This window comes from Pseudomonas sp. PLB05 (assembly GCF_021106615.1).
Classification (GTDB): Bacteria; Pseudomonadota; Gammaproteobacteria; order Pseudomonadales; family Pseudomonadaceae; genus Chryseomonas; species Chryseomonas benzopyrenica.
The window spans coordinates 732940-753875 of the sequence record NZ_JAJOHO010000001.1; the positions used below are offsets into that span (position 1 = coordinate 732940).

Consider the following 20936-nt stretch of genomic DNA (forward strand, 5'->3'; position numbering starts at 1 on the left):
CGCCGAAGCGGGGATCGTGGGCGGCGTCTGGGATCAGAACACCGTCAGCTGTGCCAGTTGCAGCAGCGGCTGCGGATAGACACCCAGCACGAAGGTCGCGATGGAAATGGCGATCAGCATCACGCCACCGGCGCGCTGACCCCAGTTCATCGGCGCATCGTGGCGCTGCAGGCCCTGCTCGGTCAGGTACAGGGTGACCATCACGCGCAGGTAGTAGAACAGGCCGATGGCGCTGCCCAGCACGATGGCCGCGGTCTGCCACCACATGCCCGCTTCCACGCCCACGGTGATGACGTAAAACTTGCCGATGAAGCCGGCGGTGAGCGGGATGCCGGCCAGGGACAGCATCATCACCGTCAGCGCCGCGGTCAGGTACGGACGGCGCCAGAACAGGCCGCGGTACTCGAACAGCGCATCGGCGTCACGTTGACCGTTGCTCGGGCTGGACATCAGGGTGATCACGCCGAAGGCGCCCAGGCTGGTGAAGACATAGGTCACCAGGTAGACCGCCACGGCTTCCATCGACAGGCCTTCGCCCGAGGCCACCGCCACCAGCAGGTAGCCGAAGTGGGAGATGGAGGAGTAACCCAGCAGCCGCTTGAGGTTGCTCTGCATCAGCGCCAGCAGGTTGCCCACCAGCATGGAGGCGATGGCGATGAAGGCGATGGCATCGTGCAGCCAGCCGTCTTCGGTGGCCATGGGCATGGTCTGGAACACCCGTACCAGCACGGCGAAGACGGCGACCTTGCTGGCGGTGGCCAGGAAGGCGCCGACCGGAGCCGGCGAGCCCTCGTAGACGTCCGGAGTCCAGAGATGGAAGGGCACCAGGGACAGCTTGAAGCCGAGGCCGACGATCAGCATGCCGAGGCCGATTTCCATCAGCAGGCCGGTGCTGGCCGGAGCGTCCATTTGCATGCCGATGTCGGCGAAGTTCAGGCTACCTGACTGGGCGTAGAGCAGAGCCATGCCGAACAGCAGGATGGCCGAGCCGGCGGCGGACAGCACCAGGTACTTCATGCCGGCTTCCAGGGAGCGGCGATTGAAGTAGCTGTAGGCCACCAGGCCGTAGACCGGTACCGACAGCAGTTCCAGGCCGATGAACAGGCCGGCGACGTTCTGCGCCGCCACCAGCACCAGACCGCCGGTGGCGGAGATCAGCAGCAGCAGGTACAGCTCTTCACGGTTGCCCGGATAGCCTTCCATGTAGGCGTGCGACAGGGTCATGCAGGCCAGGGTGGCGATCAGGATCAGCGCCATGTAGAAGCAGCTGAAGCCGTCGATGCGCAGCAGCGGGGTGACGTCGATGGCGCCGACGCCCAGGGCCGGGATGCAGGACAGCAGGGCCAGGTTGAGACCGATCACGCCCAGGGTCGGGATGATGGTGTGATCCCGCCGCCAGGCGATGCCCAGCATCACCACCACGGCGGTGAGGCCGGTGATGATGATCGGCAGGAGGGCGATGAAGTGTTCGTAGGTAAAGGTCATGGCGCTCTTACCGGGCGGAAACGAGAGAGGAGAAGGCTTCGCCGAGCCACTGCTGAACACCGGCCATGCTCGCGGCCGAGGTATCCAGCACCGGCTGCGGGTAGACGCCGAGCAGCACCAGCAGCACGCCAAGCAACAGCAGCATCGACAGTTCCCGTGCATTCAGACCCGGCAGGGCACCCTCGGCCTTGGCTGGGCCGAAGTAGGCGCGGTGGATCATGATCAGCGAATAGACCGAGGCGAACACCAGGCCGAAGGTGGCGATGACGGTGATCATCGGCACCACCGGGAAGGCGCCCAGCAGGATCAGGAACTCGCCGACGAAGTTACCGGTACCGGGCAGACCCAGGGACGCCGAGGCGAAGAACAGACTCAGGGCCGGCAGGTAGGGCAGGCGTGCCCAGAGACCGCCCATCTCGCGCATGTCACGGGTATGCATGCGCTCGTAGAGCTGGCCACAGAGGATGAACAGGCCGGCGGCGGAAAGGCCGTGGGCGATCATCTGCACCACCACGCCCTGCAGCGCCTGGGGGCTGCCGGAGTAGATGCCGATCAGCACGAAGCCCATGTGCGAGACGCTGGAGTAGGCCACCAGGCGCTTGATGTCGGTCTGGGCGAACGACAGGATGGCGCCGTAGAAGATGCCGATGATGCCCAGCCACATGGCGATCGGCGCGAATTCCGCCGAGGCGTTGGGGAACAGCGGGATGGCGAAGCGCAGCAGGCCGTAGGCGGCGGTCTTGAGCAGGATACCGGCGAGGTCGACGGAACCGGCGGTTGGCGCCTGGGCGTGGGCATCGGGCAGCCAGGAGTGCAGCGGCACCACCGGCAGCTTCACCGCGAAGGCGATGAAGAAGCCCAGCATCAGCAGGTATTCCAGCTTGGGATCCAGCTGCAGTTGCAGCAGGTCTTCGTAGTCGAAGGTCAGGACGCCGGTGGCACCGTAGTTCACCAGCACCAGGGCGATGATCGCCACCAGCATGATCAGGCCGCTGGCCTGGGTGAAGATGAAGAACTTGGTGGCGGCGGTGATGCGGCTCTTCTTGCCGTCCGCGGAGCTATGGCCCCACAGCGCGATCAGGAAGTACATCGGCACCAGCATCATTTCCCAGAAGAAGAAGAACAGGAACAGGTCCAGCGCCAGGAACACCCCCACCACGCCGCCGATGATCCACAGCAGGTTGAGGTGGAAGAAGCCGACATGGCGCTGCACTTCGCGCCAGGAGCAGGTCACCGCCAGCACACCGAGCAGGCCGGTGAGCAGGATCATCAGCAGCGACAGGCCGTCGAGGCCGAAGTGCAGGCTGATGCCGAAGCGCGGAATCCAGTCCATCTGGAATTCCGCGGTCCAGGCGGTTTCGGCACCAGGGGCCGGCGCCAGGCTGTAGTCGCCGTGGGCCCACAGCCAGAGGCCGAGCACCAGCTCCAGCAGCATGGTGAACAGAGCGATCCAGCGGGGCACCAGCGGGCCGGTCTTTTCCGTGAGGAAACAGAGCAGGCCGCCGATGAAGGGGATCAGGATTAGCCAGGGCAGAAGCATGACGTGTACTTATCCTTAGTCAGGGGGTCAGGCCAGCAGCAGCGCGCCGAGCAACAGCACGGCGCCTCCCACGATGGAAGCCGCGTACCAGCGCAGACGGCCGTTCTCGGTGATGCTCAGTGCCAGGTTGCCACCGCGTGCCAGCATCGGGATCAGGCCAATGGCCTGGTCGAAGGGATCGCGACGCAGTAGGCGGGTCAGCAGCAGGTACGGCTTGACGAAGATCAGGTCGTACAGCCAGTCGAAGCCCCAGGCGTGATACCACCAGGTCCCGAAGAAGCGGCCCGGCGCGCTCTTGGCCAGACCGTTCACGAAGGAACGCTTGCCGAGGAAGAGCAGGGCGGCCAGGAGGATGCCGGCGATGGCGATGGCCCCCGAGGTGATCTCCAGCGAGTGCTTGGCTTCGCCACCGGCATGGCCGACGGATTCCGGCAGCACACCGGCCAGCGGCGGCACGATCATCGCGCCGACGAAGGTCGAAAGCACCAGCAGTACCGCCAGCGGCAGGTTGTGGGCGATGCCGTGGCCGGCATGAGCCTCGGTGTGCGCCTCGCCATGGAAGGTGATGAAGATCAGGCGGAAGGTGTAGATCGAGGTCAGGAAGGCACCGGCCAGGCCTGCATAGAGCAGGTAGGTGTGACCGCTGGCCATGGCTTCCCAAAGGATCTCGTCCTTGGAGTAGAAGCCGGCGGTTACCAGCGGCAGTGCCGCCAGGGCCGAACCCCCCACCACGAAGCTGGCGTAGGCCAGGGGGATCTTCTTCCACAGGCCGCCCATCTTGAAGATGTTCTGCTCGTGGTGGCAGGCCAGGATCACCGAACCCGAGGCGAGGAACAGCAGCGCCTTGAAGAAGGCGTGGATCATCAGGTGGAAGATCGCCGGCTGCCAGGCGCCTACACCCAGGGCCAGGAACATGTAGCCGATCTGGCTCATGGTCGAATAGGCCAGGATGCGCTTGATGTCGGTCTGGACCAGGGCGGCGAAACCAGCCAACACCAGGGTCACGGCACCGACGATGCCGACCAGGTGCAGGATCTCCGGCGCCAGCAGGAACAGACCGTGGGTCCGGGCGATCAGGTAGACGCCCGCGGTCACCATGGTCGCCGCGTGGATCAACGCCGAGACCGGGGTCGGACCGGCCATGGCGTCCGCCAGCCAGGTCTGCAGCGGCAGCTGGGCCGACTTGCCGACGGCACCGCCGAGCAGCGCCAGGGTGGCCAGTACGATCAGCGGATCACCGCTGGCGAAGACGTCAGGGGCCTTCTGCAGCAGCTCCTGGATGTCCAGGGTGCCCAGGGTCATGAACAGGATGAACAGACCGAAGGCCATGAAGACGTCGCCGACGCGGGTGACGATGAAGGCCTTCAGCGCTGCGTTGCCGTTGGCGCGCTCGCTGTAGTAGAAGCCGATCAGCAGGTAGCTGCACAGGCCCACGCCTTCCCAACCGAAGTACAGCAGCAGCAGGTTGTCGCCGAGAACCAGCAGCAACATGCTGAAGATGAACAAGTTGGTGTAGGCGAAGAAGCGCGAATAGCCCTCTTCACCGCGCATGTACCAGGAGGCGAACAGGTGAATCAGGAAGCCGACGCCGGTGACCACGCCGAGCATGGTCAGCGACAGGCCGTCCAGGTAGAGCGCCATGTTGGGCGCGAAGCCCTCCACGTTCATCCACTGCCAGAGGACGATGGTCAGGTGGCCGTCGGCGGGCGGTGCGGCGTGGAAGTTCCAGCCGACCCAGGCGGCGACCAGCGCCGCCAGGCCTACCGAACCCACGCCGATCAGCGCGGAAAGATTCTCCGACAGCCGACTGCGGGAGAAGGCCAGCAGGAAGTAGCCGACCAGGGGAAAGGCGAAGGTGAGGGGTAGCAGGTTCATCCGTGCATCTCGCTGGCGGCATCGACGTCGAGGGTGTGGAAGCGGCGATAGAGCTGCAGCAGGATCGCCAGGCCGATACTGGCCTCGGCGGCGGCCAGGCTCAGGATCAGGATGAACATCACCTGACCGTCGGGAGCGCCCCAACGGCTACCCGCGACCACGAAGGCCAGGGCGGCGGCATTCATCATGATTTCCAGACTCATGAGCACGAAGAGGATGTTGCGGCGGACCATCAGGCCCACCAGGCCAAGGGCGAACAGGGCACCGGCGAGGGCCAGGCCGTGTTCCAAAGGTATGGCGTTCATTGGCTGTTCTCCAGTCCTTGGCGACTCACTCGCCGATCCCGTCTTTGACGTCGCTGCGACCCAGGTGATAGGCCGCGACCAGGGCACCCAAGAGCAGCATGGAGGCCAGTTCGACCGCCAGCAGATAGGGTCCGAACAGACTGATGCCCACGGCCTTGGCCTCTACCGAGGTGTGACCGATGGTGGTGCCACCCGGGGTGCGCGCCAGCACCACCAGCAGTTCCACCAGCAGGGCACCGGCGAGGATCGACGGACCGATCCAGACCTTGGGGGTCAGCCACTTGCGTTCCTGGTCGGCGATGACCGGCCCGAGGTTGAGCATCATCACCACGAAGACGAACAGCACCATGATGGCGCCGGCGTAGACGATGATCTCCAGGGCCCCGGCGAAGGGCGCGCCCAGGGCGAAGAACACCATGGACACGGCCAGCAGCGAGATGATCAGGTACAGCAGCGCATGCACCGGATTGGTGTTGGTGATCACCCGGAAGGTGGCCAGCACGGCCACCCCAGCGGAGAAATAGAAGGCGAATTCCACGACAGCTCCTTAGGGCAGCAGGCTCTTCACGTTGATCGGCTCTGCCTCGCTCTGCGCGGCACCCTTGGGCTTGCCCGCGATGGCCATGCCGGCCACACGGTAGAAGTTGTATTCCGGATACTTGCCCGGACCCGAGATCAGCAGGTCCTGCTTCTCGTACACCAGCTCCTGGCGCTTGAACTCGGACATCTCGAAGTCCGGGGTCAGCTGGATGGCGGTGGTGGGGCAGGCCTCCTCGCACATGCCGCAGAAGATGCAGCGCGAGAAGTTGATGCGGAAGAACTCCGGATACCAGCGACCGTCTTCGGCCTCGGTCTTCTGCAAGGAGATGCAGCCGACCGGGCAGGCCACGGCGCACAGGTTGCACGCCACGCAGCGCTCCTGGCCGTCGGGGTCACGGGTGAGCACGATGCGGCCACGGTAACGCGGCGGCAGGTACACCGGCTCCTCGGGGTATTGCAGGGTGTCGCGCTTGCGGAAGGCGTGGCCGAAGACCATCACGATGCTGCGCAACTGGGTGTAGGTGCCATGCAGGACGTGCAGGATTTCCTTGATCATGACGGATACCTCACTGGCCGATGGCCGGCATGGCGGTGTAAAGCACCACCGCGCCGGTCACCAGCAGGTTGATCAGGGTCAGGGGCAGGCAGAACTTCCAGCTGAAGGCCATTACCTGGTCGTAGCGCGGACGCGGAATGGACGCGCGCAGCAGGATGAAGATCATGATGAAGAAGGCGGTCTTCAGGGCGAACCAGAAGAACGACAGCCAGGGCAGGGTGTCCAGGAAGGGACCGTGCCAGCCGCCGAAGAACAGGGTCACCAGCAGCGCCGAGATCAGCACGATGCCGATGTATTCGCCGACGAAGAACATGCCCCACTTCATGCCCGCGTATTCGATGTGATAACCGTCGGCGAGCTCCTGCTCGGCTTCCGGCTGATCGAAGGGATGACGGTGGGTCACGGCGATGCCGGCGATGAAGAAGGTGCAGAAGCCGAAGAACTGGGGAACGATGAACCACCAGCCCTGGTGCTGCGCCTCGACGATGTCCCTCATGTTGAAGGAACCGGTCACGGCCACGATGCCCATCACCGACAGGCCCATGAACACCTCGTAGGAGAGGGTCTGGGCCGAGGCGCGCATGGCGCCCAGCAGCGAGAACTTGTTGTTGCTCGCCCAGCCGGCGAAGAGCACGGCATAGACGTTGACGCCGGCCATGGCGAAGAAGAATAGCAGGCCGACGTTCAGGTCCGCCACGCCCCAGGTGGGGGTGATCGGGATGACCGAGAAGGCCACCAGCAGCGAGCCCATGGCGATCACCGGTGCCAGGGCGAAGATCATCTTGTCGGCGAACGGCGGCGTCCAGTCCTCCTTGAAGAACATCTTCAGCATGTCGGCGCCCAGCTGGAAGGCACCAAAGGGGCCAACCCGGTTGGGGCCGTGGCGGTCCTGCCAGAGACCCAGCAGACGGCGTTCGACGAAGCTCAGCAGCGCACCGCAGATGACTACCGCCAGCAGGATGACGATGGCCTTGACGATGCCGATGACGACGGCGATGAGGGTGGGGGTGAGCCAGGTCATGCCGCGGCCTCCTGCAGTCCTTCCACGGTGAGGCCGGCGAAGTCCACCGGAATCCCTTCGAAGCCGGCGGGCAGGCCGACCAAGCCAGCGGACAGCTCGGCCTTGATCTGCAATGGCAGGCGCAGTTCCTGACCGGCGACCTGCAGGCGCAGCAGGGCACCTTCGTTGACGCCCAGGCGGTCGGCATCGGCCTTGGCCAGGGCCACGTAGGCCGCCGGGATGCGCTCACGCACCGGCTCGGCGCGCGAAGAGGTCTCTTCGCTGCCGAACAGGTGGTATAGCGGTACGGCCTGGAAGCCGGACTCGGCGCCGCGCACGGCAGCGGTCGGCACGGCGAACCAGCTCAGGCGATCGCCCTGGGACTCGATCAGGCGTACGCCCGGATCGCCAGCGCGCAGGTGACCACCCACCTCGTCCTGGAACTTGTTCCAGGCCTGGGGCGAGTTCCAGCCCGGCGACCAGGCGAAGGGGATCTGCTGACGCGGCTCGGCGCTGCCGGCATAACCTTCCATGGAAAAGGCAAAGGCGGTGTCGGCGTCCTGGGGCGCACGCGGCTCGTGCACGCTGAGGTTGGCACGCATGGAGGTACGGCCACTGTAGCGGTGCGGTTCACGAGCGAGCTTGAGGCCCTTCACCCGGAAGCTGGCGTTGGGCGCAGCATCGCGGATGCCGTCCAGCTGCGGTGCGGCGGTGGCCACGGCGTCAGTGACATGGTCCAGTTGGGTCCAGTCCACCGGGCGGTTGTCCAGGGTGTTGCGCAGGGCATGCAGCCAGCGCCAGCCCTCGCGGACCAGGCTGGAGGGATCGTAATAGCTCGGTTCGTAGACCTGGAAGAAGCGCTGGGCGCGACCCTCCTGGCTGACCAGGGTACCGTCGCCTTCGGCGAAGCTCGCCGCCGGCAGCACCAGGTCGGCGCGCTGAGCGGTGGCGGTACGCTGGTGATCCAGCACCACCAGCACCTGGGCGCGGGCCAGTGCCTGATCCACCCGCTGGGCCGGGGCACGGCGATAGAGGTCGTTCTCCAGCACCACCAGGGCATCGGCCTGGCCGTTTTCCAGGGCCGCGAAGGCGTCTTCGACGGACTCGCCGCCATAGAGCGCCAGGCCCAGGCTGTTGGCTTCGGGCACCACAAGACTCAGGGAGCCGGCCTTGCCCTTGGCGGCGAGGGCCTTGGCCAGGTTCGCGGCGGCTTCGATCAGCGCCGGCTCACCCAGGGAGGTGCCGGATACCACCAGCGGCCGTTCGGCGGCCAGCAGGGTTTCGGCCAGCAGGCGAGCCTGCTCGGCGACTTCGCTGCTCAGGCCGTCGACGGCCGGGGCGCTGGCGTCGATGGCGTGGGCCACGGCGTGGCCGAAACGGGCCAGTTCCAACGGCGAGCCATGCAGACGGGCGTCGGCGACGTCGTCCAGGCGGGTGGCGGCGACGCTGGCGATGAACAGCGGATTACGCTCGCTCTGGCCGATGTTCTGCACGGCCGCGTTCAGCCAGGGCTGGATCTTCTGCGCCGAGGCCATGGCCTCGGGCTTGCCCTTGACGGACTGCCGCAGGGACAGCGCCAGACGGGCGGCGGTCTGGGTCAGATCCTCGCCGAGGACGAAGACGGCATCGTGCTTCTCCATGGCGCGCAGGGTCGGGACGGGCAGGGGGCTGTCCTTGAGGACCTGCAGCACGAGGCGCACGTTGGCCAGGTCACGGGCGCTCATGCCGCTGGAGAAATTCTCGGCGCCGACCAGTTCGCGCAGGGCGTGGTTGCTTTCCAGGCTGGCGCGGGGCGAACCGATGCCGATCACCTTCTTGCCGCGCAGCAGCAGGGCAGCGCGATCCAGGGCGGCGTCGATGCCGGTTTCCAGGCTGCCGTCCTTCAGCAGGGCCTGACGCGGACGATCCTTGCGATTGACATAGCCATAGCCGAAGCGGCCACGGTCGCAGAGGAAATACTGGTTCACCGAGCCGTTGAAGCGGTTCTCGATGCGGCGCAATTCGCCATAGCGCTCGCCGGGGCTGATGTTGCAGCCGGAGGAGCAGCCATGGCAGATGCTCGGGGCGAACTGCATGTCCCACTTGCGGTTGTAGCGCTCGGAGTGGGTCTTGTCGGTGAACACCCCGGTGGGGCAGACCTCGGTCAGGTTGCCGGAGAATTCGCTCTCCAGGGTACCGTCCTCGACGCGGCCGAAGTAGACGTTGTCGTGGGCACCGTAGACGCCCAGGTCGGTACCGCCGGCGTAGTCCTTGTAGTAGCGCACGCAGCGATAGCAGGCGATGCAGCGGTTCATCTCGTGAGCGACGAACGGGCCGAGGTCCTGATTCTGGTGGGTACGCTTGGTGAAGCGATAACGGCGTTTGTTGTGACCGGTCATCACCGTCATGTCCTGCAGGTGGCAGTGGCCGCCTTCTTCGCAGACCGGACAGTCGTGGGGATGGTTGGTCATCAGCCATTCGATGACCGAGCTGCGGAATTCCTTGGCTTCGGCGTCTTCGATGGAGATATAGGTCTTGTCGCTGGACGGGGTCATGCAGGACATGACCAGGCGCCCGCGGGTGTCATTCTCGTCGGCGAACTGCTTCACCGCGCACTGGCGGCAGGCGCCGACGCTGCCCAGCGCCGGGTGCCAGCAGAAATAGGGGATGTCGAGCCCCAGGGACAGGCAGGCTTCGAGGAGGTTGTCCGCCCCGTCGACCTCGTACGTCTTGCCGTCTACATGGATAGTGGCCATAGGGTTTTCTTCTCACCCGCGCAGGGCGGGTCTGGCTAATGGGAAAACGTTCGCGCCGCCCTGGCGGTCGCCAGTGGCAGCGCCGGCCGGGTCGAGCCCGGCCAGAAAGCGATGGGAGCGGCCCCGAGGGGCAGGTCCTCAGATCACGGTCGCGGAAGCAGTCGGACGAGGTTCGCTGGGCGCCTTGCGCACACCGGCCTCGAACTCCTCGCGGAAATACTTGATGGCACTACCCAGGGGCTCGACGGCGCCCGGTGCGTGGGCACAGAAGGTCTTGCCCGGGCCGAGGAAGTTGACCAGCTGCAGCAAGGTATCGAGATCGCCCTGCTGGCCTTCGCCTTTCTCCAGGCTGCGCAGGAGCTTGACGCTCCAGGGCAGGCCGTCGCGGCAGGGGGTGCACCAGCCACAGGATTCGCGGGCGAAGAACTCTTCCATGTTGCGCAGCAGCGAAACCATGTTGACGCTGTCGTCCACGGCCAGGGCCAGACCGGTGCCCATGCGGGTGCCGACCTTGCCGATGCCGCCGGCGTACATCTGCGCCGAGAGGTGCTCGGGCAGCAGGAAGCCGGTACCGGCGCCACCGGGCTGCCAGCATTTCAGCTTGAAGCCATCGCGCATGCCGCCCGCATAGTCCTCGAACAGCTCCTGGGCGGTGATGCCGAAGGGCAGTTCCCAGACGCCCGGATTCTTCACCTTGCCGGAGAAGCCCATGAGCTTGGTGCCCATGTCTTCACTGCCTTCGCGGGCCAGGCTCTTGTACCAGTCCACGCCACCCGCGACGATGCCCGGCACGTTGCACAGGGTCTCGACGTTGTTGACGCAGGTCGGCTTGCCCCAGACGCCGACGGCGGCGGGGAAGGGCGGCTTGGAGCGCGGGTTGGCGCGGCGACCTTCCAGGGAGTTGATCAGCGCGGTCTCTTCGCCACAGATGTAGCGACCGGCACCGGTGTGGACGAACAGCTCGAAGTCGAAGCCGCTGCCGAGGATGTTCTTGCCCAGCAGACCGGCGGCCTTGGCTTCTTCCACCGCGCGCCGCAGGTTGGCGGCGGCGTCGACGTATTCGCCGCGCAGGAAGATGTAGCCACGGTAGGCCTTGAGTGCCCGGGCGCTGATCAGCATGCCTTCCACCAGCAGGTGCGGCAGCTGCTCCATGAGCAGGCGGTCCTTCCAGGTGTTGGGCTCCATCTCGTCCGCATTGCACAGCAGGTAGCGGATATCGAGGGATTCGTCCTTGGGCATCAGGCCCCACTTCACGCCGGTGGGGAAGCCCGCACCGCCGCGGCCCTTGAGGCCGGAGTCCTTGACTTCCTGGACGATGGCGTCGGGTGCCAGCTCGGTCAGCGCCTTGCGCGCCGCGGCGTAGCCGTCCTTCGCCTGATATTCCTCCAGCCAGACCGGAGCGCCGTCTTCACGCAGGCGCCAGGTCAGGGGATGGGTCTCGGGGGTACGGGCGATGCTGTTGGCAGGCCCGAAGGAGGTCAGTCTCATGCGTATCCCTCCAGCAGTTTGGCCACGCCCGCAGGTTGGACATCGCCATGGGTATCGTCGTCGATCATCAGCGCCGGGGCCTTGTCGCAATTGCCCAGGCAGCAGACCGGCAGCAGGGTGAAGCGGCTGTCGGTGGTGGTCTGGCCCAGGCCGATGCCCAGCTGACGCTGGATCTCGCCCACCACGGATTCGTGGCCGCCGATGTAGCAGGTCATGCTGTCGCACACGCGGATGATGTGGCGACCGACCGGCACGCGGAAGATCTGGCTGTAGAAGGTCGCCACGCCCTCGACGTCGCTGGCGGGAATGCCCAGCACCTCGCCGATGGCGTAGATGGCGCCGTCCGGCACCCAGCCACGTTCCTTCTGGACGATCTTCAGGGCTTCGATGGACGCCGCGCGCGGGTCCTCGTAGTGATGCATCTCGTGCTCGATGGCCGAGCGCTCGGTGTCGCTCAGGACGAAACGGTCGGTTTGGATCAGGGTTTCGGTGCTCATGCTCAGCGGTCCACGTCGGCCATGACGAAGTCGATACTGCCCAGGTAGGCAATCAGGTCGGACACCATGCTGCCGCGGATGACGGCCGGGATCTGCTGCAGATGCGGGAAGCTTGGCGTCCGGATGCGGGTGCGGTAGCTCATGGTGCTGCCATCGCTCGTCAGGTAATAGCTGTTGGCGCCCTTGGTCGCCTCGATCATCTGGAAGGCTTCGCCCGCCGGCATCACCGGACCCCAGGACACTTGCAGGAAGTGGGTGATCAGGGTCTCGATGTGCTGCAGGGTGCGCTCCTTGGGCGGCGGCGTAGTGAGCGGGTGATCCGCCTTGTACGGGCCTTCGGGCATGTGCTGCAGGCACTGCTCGATGATGCGCAGGCTCTGGCGCATCTCCTCGACGCGCAGCATGCCGCGGTCGTAGCAGTCGCCGTTGTGGGCGATGGGCACCTCGAATTCGAAGTTCTCGTAGCCGGAGTAGGGACGGGCCTTGCGCAGGTCGAAATCGAGACCGGTGGCGCGCAGGTTGGGACCGGTGACGCCCCACTCCAGGGCTTCCTTGGTGTTGTAGACGGCGACGTTCTTGGTCCGGCCGATGAGGATGCTGTTCTTCATCGCGGCTTTCTCGTACTCGTCCAGACGCTTGGGCATCCAGTCGAGGAATTCGCGGACCAGCTTGTCCCAGCCACGCGGCAGGTCATGGGCGACGCCGCCGATACGGAACCAGGCCGGGTGCATGCGGAAGCCGGTGATGGCTTCGATCACCTTGTAGGCGCGCTGACGGTCGGTGAAGGTAAAGAACACCGGGGTCATGGCGCCGATGTCCTGGATATAGGTACCCAGGAACAGCAGGTGGCTGTTGATGCGGAAGAACTCGGCCATCATCACGCGGATGAAGTCGACCCGCGACGGCACCTTGATACCGGCGAGCTTTTCCACCGAAAGGACGTAGGGCAGGTTGTTCATCACCCCGCCCAGGTAGTCGACCCGATCGGTGTAGGGGATGTAGCTGTGCCAGGACTGGCGCTCACCCATCTTCTCGGCGCCGCGGTGGTGGTAGCCGATCTCCGGAACGCAGTCGACGATCTCTTCGCCGTCCAGCTGCAGAATGATGCGGAAGGCACCGTGGGCGGAGGGGTGGTTCGGGCCCAGGTTGAGGAACATGAAGTCGGAATTTTCCGCATGCTCCTTCATGCCCCATTCCTCGGGCTTGAATCTCAGGGTTTCCTGTTCGAGATCCTGCTTGGCGGCATTCAACGCATAGGGATCGAACTCGGTCGCACGCGCCGGATAGTCCTTGCGCAGGGGGTGCCCCTGCCAGTTGTCGGCCATCAGCATGCGCTTGGGCAGCGGGTGACCGTCGAAATGGATGCCGTACATGTCCAGCACTTCCCGCTCGTACCAGTTGGCGTTGGGGAAAATACCGGTAGCGGTGGGCAGGCGCAGGTCGTTGGCGGACAGGGCTACCTTGAGCATCACATCGCTGTTACGGTCGATGGACAGCAGGTGGTAGAAAACGGTGAAGTCCGCGTTGGGCAAGCCGCGGCGATGGGTCCGTAGGCGTTCGTCCACGCCATGCAGGTCATAAAGCATGACGTAGGGGCGGGGCAGGTTGCGTAGGAAGCGCAACACTTCGATGATTCGTTCGCGCGCCACCCAGATCACCGGCATGCCGGTACGGGTGTCTTGCAGGGTCAGGGCGTCGGCGCCGAACTGGCCCTGGAGTTCGCCAACCACCGACGCTTCGCCGGCAGGGGCGAGCGCAGAGGCGGACAGAGCGGTGTCTGCGGTCATGATGTTCCGTCGCTAATCGATCGTCGTCAGCGTGCAGGTCCCGGAAGGGACTTACACTTCGTCTGGGCTGCGCAGGTTGGTGACCTGGATGCGGCGCTCGCGGTTCTGCTCGCGCTGCGAAGGCATCTCGGCGCGGTAGATACCCTGGTCGCCCACCACCCAGGAGAGGGGGCGGCGCTCTTCACCGATGGAGTCCTGCAGGAGCATTAGGCCCTGGAGGAAGGCTTCGGGGCGAGGCGGGCAGCCGGGCACATAGACGTCGACGGGCAGGAACTTGTCCACGCCCTGAACGACCGAGTAGATGTCGTACATACCGCCGGAGTTAGCGCAGGCGCCCATGGAGATCACCCACTTGGGTTCCAGCATCTGCTCGTACAGGCGCTGGATGACCGGGGCCATCTTCATGAAGGGAGTGCCGGCGATGACCATGAAGTCGGCCTGACGCGGCGAGGCCCGGATGACTTCGGCGCCGAAGCGGGCGATGTCGTGGGGCGCCGTGAAGGCGGTGGTCATTTCCACATAGCAGCAGGACAGGCCGAAGTTGTACGGCCAGAGGGAGTTCTTGCGCCCCCAATTGACCGCGCCCCGCAGGACATCTTCGAGCTTGCCCATGAAGATGCTGCGGTTGACCTGACTTTCGACGGGGTCGGCCACGGTTTCCCGCTGGCCGGCCGGATAGCGGTCTACTGCCGCATCGGGATCGATCCGGGTGAGATTGTATTGCATTGCCAAAGCCTCATTGTTTCGACTTCGCCTGCCGCTCGCGACGGCTCGCAGGCGCCCAATCGAGCGCTCCGATTCGCCACAGGTAGACAAGACCCGCCAACAGAATTGCTATGAAAATGGAGGCTTCCACGAAGCCGGCCCATCCCGATTCACGGATGGAAACCGACCAGGCGAAGAGAAAGAGGGCTTCGACGTCGAAGATCACGAAGAGCATCGCGACCAGATAGAACTTGGCAGAGAGACGGAGACGAGCACCCCCGGTGGGGACGATGCCGGACTCGAAGGGATCGTTCTTGCTACGGCCCACGGCTTTGCTGCCGAGCAGGCTCGAGACTCCGAGCATGAAGGCGATCAGACCGACCACGCCCAGGAGAAATACCGCGAAGCTCCAGTTGTGGGTCAGTAGGCTGATCGACTCAGACATGCTTTGAATCCTTAATTATTGGGTATCAGGCGCTATCAGTGCGACACGGTGTCGCAACACAGACAGATTTTATGCTCTATCGATTCATTCTGTAAATTTATTGGCTTAAAAAGATTCTATTGGACTGCTTTGAATCAAACTAAACGGAACTTCAGGTTTATTTGAGAATGAATATAAGAATTATTCTCAAATAAGTTTCTTTTGCTTCCTGTGTCCTAGATTGCCAGTTGCCGCCAGAGTTCTGCCGTTCGCCGATTCGCTAGTCGATGAGGTCGGCGCGAATGCTCAGTTGACGGTCGTCACGACCCTCGGTCGAGTAGTAGCGGGTGAGGCCGTTCTGGTCGCTCTCGACCTGTTGGCGAAAGCCGCCCAGATCCAGCCATCGCCCCAACGGGCCGCTGATGCGAGTGGCGGCGCTCTGGGTCTGCACCGTGCCCGGGCGCATGGCCGCGGCGCGATCATCCACGCTGTTGATGTCCAGATGGACCAGGTTGCCGCTCAGACGGGCGGTGACCTGAAAGCCGCGTTCGAGCCGGCGGTAATCGGTCTGGGCGTAGCTCTGGCCATAGGGCGAGGTCTGGTAGGTGGTCACCGGCACGTCTGCGCCGAAGCGGATGAAGGCGGGATAGCCCTCGGTGACCTGGACGCGCTGGGCGCCATCCTCCTTCTGGTCGGTGCTGTCTTCGATGATGCGCACCTGGGGCGAGCGCACATCGCCGTTTACCGAATAGCCCTGACTGGCGCCCGAACTGCCGGCGCGGGTAGCCAGGGTGATGAGCAGGCGCCGCGGTTGGGTATCCAGCTGGGCCAGCAGATTCTTGATCTCGGCCAGCTTGGCCGGCTCGGCGTTGACGATCAGCTGATTGCCATAGACGTTGACCTTGCCTTCGCTGCCGAGGACGGCTTGCAGGGTGGGCAGCAGGTCGTCGGCGGTGCGGTATTGCAGGGGAATGACTTCGGTACGCGGCGTGGCCCAGGCGGTGGCTGTCAACAGCAGCAAGAGCGCCAGCAGGCCTTTCACAGCAGCATCCTCCGCAATTCCTGATCCGGTTGGCTGATCGCCCAGAGGCGATCGAAGACCAGTTGTTGCACCTTGACGGCAGCGCGGTCGCCATAACGGACGAAGCCGGTGGGTGCGCTACCCATGCGGCGCAGCAGGGCCTGGTCGTCGACAATCAGGCAGGCGCCTTCCGGTTGCTGGTCGGCCGGTGGTCGCCGAATCAGCAGGTTGCTGGTCAGGCGTTGCGCCAGGGCGATGAGGCGATGGCCCTGGCGCATGGCGAGGGCGCTGTCGTTGATCAGGAGACGTACCTGATGCCGTGGATGGCCCAGCAGCAGGCGCTTGATCGCCGCCTCGACGTCCCGGTTGTCGTAGAGGGGCGCTTCCAGGTCAGGCGTCTGGATACACAGCTGGCGGCTGGCTTGAGCGATGAGGCGGACGCTGTGCTCACGCAGGGCGTCCAGGCCTTCGAGGCGCAGGGCGAGATCCTGGCCGAGCTGAGGTTCGGGCAGGGCGTCCAGGGTCAGATCGGCAAAGGACTCGTCCACGGCGGCTCCTTCTCACTCGTCGTCGTCTTCTCCGGCAAAGATCAGGCTGCCCTGCTGGAGCAGTTCGCGGATCAGGCGCATGGCATCGTCGTCCTGCAGCCAGGGCGCGAGATTGGCCTCGTGCAGGACCTCCGCCGAGCATAGCAGGTCGAGCAGCGGTTGCAGCCGCATGGGCAGCAGGCGGCTCTGGCCGCTGGCGAAGACCATCACCTCGTCTTCCAGGCGACTCCAGGCGATGCGGCCACTGGGATTGCGCATCAGCAGGGCGCCTTCGTCGAGTTCCTTGCGCAGCTGCTTGGCGCTGAGGTTTTCCCCGGCGACCCGCTCCGGATAGCGCGGCTCGGTCATGTGCTGGCCGAACCAGGCCAACAGCAGGCGATCGTCGCTCAGGTGGCGTTTCATCAGGCCGCGCAGGCGCTCGATGGCCTCGGGCGGGATCTCGGCCGGATGCTCGCTGGCCGGCGCACAACCGGCGTCGCTGTAGCGCTCGTCCTCGGGGATGAACTGGGCGAGGAAATCGGTGAAGTGGGTGAGCACCTCGCCGGCACTGGGGGCGCGGAAGCCGATGGAGTAGGTCATGCACTCGTCTTCGGCGATGCCGTCGTGGGCCAGACCCGGCGGCAGGTAGAGCATGTCGCCCGGTTCCAGGACCCATTCGTCGGTCTGCTGGAAGTCGGCGAGGATCTTCAGCTCCAGGCCGTCGATCAGCGGGCTGTCGGCGGTGCACTGCTGGCCGATGCGCCAGCGGCGGCGACCATGGCCCTGCAGCAGGAAGACGTCATAGTGATCGTAGTGGGGGCCGACACCGCCACCGGGGGCGGCATAGCTGACCATGATGTCGTCGACGCGCCAGCTGGGCAGGAAGCGGAAGGACTCCAGCACCTCGGCCACCTCGGGGACGAACTGATCGACCGATTGCACCAGCAGGGTCCAGTCCCGCTCGGGCAGGCTGGCGAAGGTGTCTTCCGGCAGGGGGCCGCGGCGCAGTTCCCAGGTACGGTCCTGGCCGATGATCAGGCGGGATTCGATTTCCTCTTCCAGCGACAGGCCGGCCAGTTCGTCGGGCTCCAGGGGATTCTGGAAGTCCGGGAGGGCCTGGCGGATCAGCAGGGGTTTGCGCTGCCAGTAGTCGCGCAGGAATTCACGGGCGGTCAGGCCGCCGAGCAGTTGCAGGGGTTGATCCGGGTTCATGCACACCTCGCGCAATGAAAAACGCCCGGCGAGGCCGGGCGTAGAAAAAGGATGATCTTCAGACCCGACGGGCCTGTTCGGCAGCGTTGCCGATATAGCCGGCCGGAGTCAGCTGGCGCAGCTCGGCCTTGGCGGCCTCGGGGATTTCCAGGCCGTCGATGAAGTCCTGCAAGGCGCTGGCGCTGATGCCCTTGCCGCGGGTCAATTCCTTGAGCTTCTCGTAGGGGTTGGCCACGCCATAGCGGCGCATCACGGTCTGCACCGGCTCGGCCAGGACTTCCCAGCAGGCGTCCAGGTCTTCGGCGATCCGCGCGGCGTTGAGTTCCAGCTTGCCGATGCCCTTGAGAGTGGCTTCGTAGGCGATCACGCCGTGGGCCAGGCCGGTGCCCAGGTTGCGCAGCACCGTGGAGTCGGTCAGGTCGCGCTGCCAGCGGGAGATCGGCAGCTTGCTGGCCAGGTGCTGGAGGATGGCGTTGGCGATACCCAGGTTGCCTTCGGAGTTCTCGAAGTCGATGGGGTTGACCTTGTGCGGCATGGTCGAGGAGCCGATCTCGCCAGCCACGGTCTTCTGCTTGAAGTAGCCGAGGGAGATGTAGCCCCAGATGTCCCGGTCGAAGTCGATCAGGATGGTGTTGAAGCGGGCGATGGCATCGAACAGCTCGGCGATGTAGTCGTGCGGCTCGATCTGGGTGGTGTAGGGATTCAGGGTCAGGCCGAGGTCGTCTTCGATGAAGGTACGCGCATTGGCTTCCCAGTCGACGTCCGGGTAGGCGGACAGGTGGGCGTTGTAGTTGCCCACGGCGCCGTTGATCTTGCCCAGTGGACGGATGGCGGCGATCTGCTCGATCTGGCGTTCCAGGCGATAGACCACGTTGGCCAGTTCCTTGCCCAGGCTGGTGGGGGAGGCGGGCTGGCCGTGGGTCCGCGACAGCATGGGCACGTCGGCGAAGCGATGGGCCAGCACGCGGATCTCGCCGGCGATCTGGCGCATCAGCGGCAGCAGCACCTGGTCACGGCCTTCGCGCAGCATCAGGGCGTGGGACAGGTTGTTGATGTCCTCGGAGGTGCAGGCGAAGTGGATGAATTCGCTCACCGCAGCCAGCTCCGGCAGGTTGGCGACCTCTTCCTTGAGCAGGTACTCGATGGCCTTGACGTCGTGGTTGGTGGTGCGCTCGATGTCCTTGACCCGCTGCGCCTGCTCGACGCTGAACGCGGTGGCCAGCTTGTCCAGCAGGGCATTGGCTTCGGCGGAGAAGGGCGCGACTTCGGGAATGCCCGCGTGGGCGGCCAGGCGCTGCAGCCAGCGGACCTCGACCTGGGCGCGGAAACGGATCAGGCCGAATTCGCTGAAGATGGGGCGCAGGGCGGCGGTCTTGCCGGCGTAACGGCCGTCGATGGGCGATACGGCGGTGAGCGAGGAGAGCTGCATGGGCATTCTCTTGGTAGCGGGGGAGAAAGGGGCCGAATTCTACACGCAAAGGCCGGGGCTGTAGTACCGCCGCCGGCCTGGGATCAGCCGTTGCGCAGGGGATAGAGATTATCGAGCAGCTTGCGGCGATTGAGCACCAGCTGCCAGCGATGGCCGCCGAGCTGGCGCCAGAGGCGCGCCGAGCGAATCCCGGCCAGCAGCAGGGCGCGTACCCGCGAGGCGGTGGCGGATTGCTGCAGGTAGCGCATCTCGCCGTGCACCTGGATGCGCTGCTTGAAGGTGCTCAGGGTGTCCTCGTAGAGACCACCGCAGGCGGCGATGACGTTCTCGTGGGCCACACCGAAGTGCTCGACCTGGGACTGGATCTGGGTGAGGCGCCGGCCGATGAGGTCGAGCAGGTCGCCGCGCTTCTCCAGCTTGCGTTCCAGGGCGGTCATCGCCAGGGCATAGCGCAGGGGCTCGCGCTGCAGGCTGTTGGGATTGCGCTCCAGGGTGCTGGAAAGGGCGCCCAGGCCCTCGCGCAGCGGCACTACGCTGCCGCCGTAGACGTCCAGGGTGCTGCCCGGATCCCTGACCAGCAGGCTGCCGAGCAGGCAGGCCAGGGGTTCTTCGGGCACCTGGCCGGTGCGCGCCAACTGGTCGACCAGCACGGCGGCCTGGAAGACGCCGCCCAGGGCGATGAGTTGTTCCTGGGTGCGATTCATGCGGCGGGCGCCTCGGCGCAGGCAGGTTGATAGTGTTCGATCACGCCACCGCCCAGGCAGACATCGCCGTCATAGAAGACCACCGATTGACCCGGGGTCACGGCGCGTTGGGGCTCGTCGAAGACCACCCGGTAGCCGCTGCCCTGGCGTTCGATCCGGCAGGGCTGGTCCTGCTGGCGATAGCGGACCTTGGCGGTGAGACGGCGCGGCTGGGTGAGGTCCAGGTCATTGACCCAGAACATCTCGCTGACGGTCAGGGCCTCGGCGAACAGCCAGGGGTGGGCGTTGCCCTGACCGACGATCAGCACGTTGCGGGTCAGGTCCTTGCTCAGCACGTACCAGGGATCGTCACCGGCATCCTTCATGCCGCCGATGCCCAGGCCCTGGCGCTGCCCAATGGTGTGGTACATCAGGCCGTGGTGGCGGCCGATGACCTCGCCGGTGGTGGTCTCGATATCGCCCGGCTGGGCCGGCAGGTACTGCTTGAGGAAGTCGCTGAAGCGGCGTTCGCCGATAAAGCAGATGCCGGTGGAGTCCTTCTTGCGCGCGGTCGCCAGGCCATGCAGCTCGGCGATGGCGCGGACCTCGGGCTTTTCCAGTTCGCCCACCGGGAAGAGGGTGCGCGCCAGTTGCTCGCCGCCCACGGCGTGGAGGAAGTAGCTCTGGTCCTTGTTGGCGTCGAGGCCCTTGAGCAGCAGGGTCTGGCCGTCGACGTCGCGACGGCGCACATAGTGACCGGTGGCGATCAGGTCGGCGCCCAGGGCCAGGGCGTAGTCGAGGAAGGCCTTGAACTTGATCTCGCGGTTGCAGAGGATGTCCGGATTCGGCGTGCGACCGGCCTTGTATTCGGCGAGGAAGTGCTCGAAGACGTGGTCCCAGTACTCGGCGGCGAAGTTGGCCGTGTGCAGCGTGATGCCGATGCGGTCGCAGACCGCCTGGGCGTCGGCCAGGTCTTCCTTGGCGGTGCAGTACTCGGTGCCGTCATCCTCGTCCCAGTTCTTCATGAACAGGCCCTCGACCTGATAGCCCTGCTCCTTGAGCAAGAGGGCCGAGACCGAGGAATCCACTCCGCCGGACATGCCGACGATGACGCGGGTGCCGTTCAC

The 20936-nt window shown here is 65.2% G+C and carries 19 protein-coding genes; all 19 read right to left on the bottom strand.

The window, feature by feature from the left end:
• Positions 1–33: 33 nt before the first annotated feature.
• Complete coding sequence (gene nuoN, locus LRS53_RS03405; RefSeq protein WP_017642302.1) at positions 34–1485, bottom strand: NADH-quinone oxidoreductase subunit NuoN; 1452 nt, start codon at positions 1483–1485, stop codon at positions 34–36.
• A gap of 7 nt (positions 1486–1492) precedes the next feature.
• Entirely contained in the window at positions 1493–3025 is a 1533-nt protein-coding gene (gene nuoM, locus LRS53_RS03410; RefSeq protein ID WP_160924452.1) for an NADH-quinone oxidoreductase subunit M, read from the bottom strand.
• Positions 3026–3052: 27 nt separating this feature from the next.
• Positions 3053–4900 (bottom strand): NADH-quinone oxidoreductase subunit L, encoded by a 1848-nt coding sequence (nuoL, locus tag LRS53_RS03415; RefSeq protein ID WP_231354937.1) that lies wholly within the window; start codon positions 4898–4900, stop codon positions 3053–3055.
• Positions 4897–5205 (bottom strand): NADH-quinone oxidoreductase subunit NuoK, encoded by a 309-nt coding sequence (gene nuoK / locus LRS53_RS03420; RefSeq protein WP_059226196.1) that lies wholly within the window; start codon positions 5203–5205, stop codon positions 4897–4899. Before nuoK ends, nuoL begins: the two co-directional genes overlap by 4 nt.
• Positions 5206–5230: 25 nt before the next feature.
• The gene (gene nuoJ / locus LRS53_RS03425; RefSeq protein WP_231354938.1) at positions 5231–5743 is read right to left on the bottom strand and encodes an NADH-quinone oxidoreductase subunit J; all 513 of its coding nucleotides are present in this window, start codon (positions 5741–5743) and stop codon (positions 5231–5233) included.
• 9 nt (positions 5744–5752) lie between these two features.
• On the bottom strand, positions 5753–6301 hold the full coding sequence (gene nuoI / locus LRS53_RS03430) for an NADH-quinone oxidoreductase subunit NuoI (RefSeq protein WP_017642306.1): 549 nt from the start codon (positions 6299–6301) through the stop codon (positions 5753–5755).
• 10 nt (positions 6302–6311) lie between these two features.
• Positions 6312–7322, bottom strand: coding sequence for an NADH-quinone oxidoreductase subunit NuoH (gene nuoH, locus LRS53_RS03435; RefSeq protein ID WP_231354939.1), 1011 nt, complete (start codon positions 7320–7322; stop codon positions 6312–6314).
• Complete coding sequence (gene nuoG, locus LRS53_RS03440; RefSeq protein ID WP_231354940.1) at positions 7319–10036, bottom strand: NADH-quinone oxidoreductase subunit NuoG; 2718 nt, start codon at positions 10034–10036, stop codon at positions 7319–7321. The genes nuoH and nuoG overlap by 4 nt, the downstream gene beginning before the upstream one ends.
• Positions 10037–10174: 138 nt before the next feature.
• Positions 10175–11524, bottom strand: a complete 1350-nt coding sequence (nuoF, locus tag LRS53_RS03445; RefSeq protein ID WP_093252346.1) for an NADH-quinone oxidoreductase subunit NuoF — start codon at positions 11522–11524, stop codon at positions 10175–10177.
• Positions 11521–12021 (bottom strand): NADH-quinone oxidoreductase subunit NuoE, encoded by a 501-nt coding sequence (gene nuoE / locus LRS53_RS03450; RefSeq protein ID WP_017642310.1) that lies wholly within the window; start codon positions 12019–12021, stop codon positions 11521–11523. Before nuoE ends, nuoF begins: the two co-directional genes overlap by 4 nt.
• Positions 12022–12023: 2 nt before the next feature.
• Positions 12024–13808, bottom strand: coding sequence for an NADH-quinone oxidoreductase subunit C/D (gene nuoC, locus LRS53_RS03455; RefSeq protein WP_173147937.1), 1785 nt, complete (start codon positions 13806–13808; stop codon positions 12024–12026).
• A 51-nt stretch (positions 13809–13859) separates the two neighbouring features.
• Positions 13860–14534 (bottom strand): NuoB/complex I 20 kDa subunit family protein, encoded by a 675-nt coding sequence (locus LRS53_RS03460; protein ID WP_007158886.1) that lies wholly within the window; start codon positions 14532–14534, stop codon positions 13860–13862.
• Between the two features lie 10 nt (positions 14535–14544).
• Entirely contained in the window at positions 14545–14958 is a 414-nt protein-coding gene (locus LRS53_RS03465) for an NADH-quinone oxidoreductase subunit A (RefSeq protein WP_007158885.1), read from the bottom strand.
• 259 nt (positions 14959–15217) lie between these two features.
• Positions 15218–15979 (bottom strand): secretin N-terminal domain-containing protein, encoded by a 762-nt coding sequence (locus LRS53_RS03470; RefSeq protein WP_231354941.1) that lies wholly within the window; start codon positions 15977–15979, stop codon positions 15218–15220.
• Positions 15976–16506 carry a DUF7931 domain-containing protein gene (locus LRS53_RS03475; RefSeq protein ID WP_231354942.1) on the bottom strand — a complete coding sequence of 177 codons (531 nt, stop codon included), beginning with the start codon at positions 16504–16506 and terminating at the stop codon, positions 15976–15978. The genes LRS53_RS03470 and LRS53_RS03475 overlap by 4 nt, the downstream gene beginning before the upstream one ends.
• A 12-nt stretch (positions 16507–16518) precedes the next feature.
• Positions 16519–17697 (bottom strand): ribosomal protein uL16 3-hydroxylase, encoded by a 1179-nt coding sequence (locus LRS53_RS03480; protein WP_231354943.1) that lies wholly within the window; start codon positions 17695–17697, stop codon positions 16519–16521.
• Between the two features lie 58 nt (positions 17698–17755).
• Positions 17756–19126 carry an adenylosuccinate lyase gene (gene purB, locus LRS53_RS03485; protein ID WP_017641462.1) on the bottom strand — a complete coding sequence of 457 codons (1371 nt, stop codon included), beginning with the start codon at positions 19124–19126 and terminating at the stop codon, positions 17756–17758.
• Positions 19127–19209: 83 nt separating this feature from the next.
• Positions 19210–19830, bottom strand: coding sequence for a high frequency lysogenization protein HflD (hflD, locus tag LRS53_RS03490; RefSeq protein ID WP_017641461.1), 621 nt, complete (start codon positions 19828–19830; stop codon positions 19210–19212).
• Positions 19827–20936 (bottom strand): tRNA 2-thiouridine(34) synthase MnmA, encoded by a 1110-nt coding sequence (gene mnmA, locus LRS53_RS03495; RefSeq protein ID WP_184287166.1) that lies wholly within the window; start codon positions 20934–20936, stop codon positions 19827–19829. The genes hflD and mnmA overlap by 4 nt, the downstream gene beginning before the upstream one ends.

What these genes read in the sequence shown, in the direction of transcription:
- nuoM (WP_160924452.1), bottom strand. Translation starts at nt 3,025, where the DNA reads ATGCTTCTGCCCTGGCTAATCCTGATCCCCTTCATCGGCGGCCTGCTC.
- nuoH (WP_231354939.1), bottom strand. Translation starts at nt 7,322, where the DNA reads ATGACCTGGCTCACCCCCACCCTCATCGCCGTCGTCATCGGCATCGTC.
- purB (WP_017641462.1), bottom strand. Translation starts at nt 19,126, where the DNA reads ATGCAGCTCTCCTCGCTCACCGCCGTATCGCCCATCGACGGCCGTTAC.
- nuoK (WP_059226196.1), bottom strand. Translation starts at nt 5,205, where the DNA reads ATGAACGCCATACCTTTGGAACACGGCCTGGCCCTCGCCGGTGCCCTG.
- nuoL (WP_231354937.1), bottom strand. Translation starts at nt 4,900, where the DNA reads ATGAACCTGCTACCCCTCACCTTCGCCTTTCCCCTGGTCGGCTACTTC.
- LRS53_RS03465 (WP_007158885.1), bottom strand. Translation starts at nt 14,958, where the DNA reads ATGTCTGAGTCGATCAGCCTACTGACCCACAACTGGAGCTTCGCGGTA.
- nuoF (WP_093252346.1), bottom strand. Translation starts at nt 11,524, where the DNA reads ATGAGACTGACCTCCTTCGGGCCTGCCAACAGCATCGCCCGTACCCCC.
- LRS53_RS03480 (WP_231354943.1), bottom strand. Translation starts at nt 17,697, where the DNA reads ATGAACCCGGATCAACCCCTGCAACTGCTCGGCGGCCTGACCGCCCGT.
- nuoN (WP_017642302.1), bottom strand. Translation starts at nt 1,485, where the DNA reads ATGACCTTTACCTACGAACACTTCATCGCCCTCCTGCCGATCATCATC.
- nuoG (WP_231354940.1), bottom strand. Translation starts at nt 10,036, where the DNA reads ATGGCCACTATCCATGTAGACGGCAAGACGTACGAGGTCGACGGGGCG.
- LRS53_RS03460 (WP_007158886.1), bottom strand. Translation starts at nt 14,534, where the DNA reads ATGCAATACAATCTCACCCGGATCGATCCCGATGCGGCAGTAGACCGC.
- hflD (WP_017641461.1), bottom strand. Translation starts at nt 19,830, where the DNA reads ATGAATCGCACCCAGGAACAACTCATCGCCCTGGGCGGCGTCTTCCAG.
- nuoI (WP_017642306.1), bottom strand. Translation starts at nt 6,301, where the DNA reads ATGATCAAGGAAATCCTGCACGTCCTGCATGGCACCTACACCCAGTTG.
- nuoE (WP_017642310.1), bottom strand. Translation starts at nt 12,021, where the DNA reads ATGAGCACCGAAACCCTGATCCAAACCGACCGTTTCGTCCTGAGCGAC.
- nuoC (WP_173147937.1), bottom strand. Translation starts at nt 13,808, where the DNA reads ATGACCGCAGACACCGCTCTGTCCGCCTCTGCGCTCGCCCCTGCCGGC.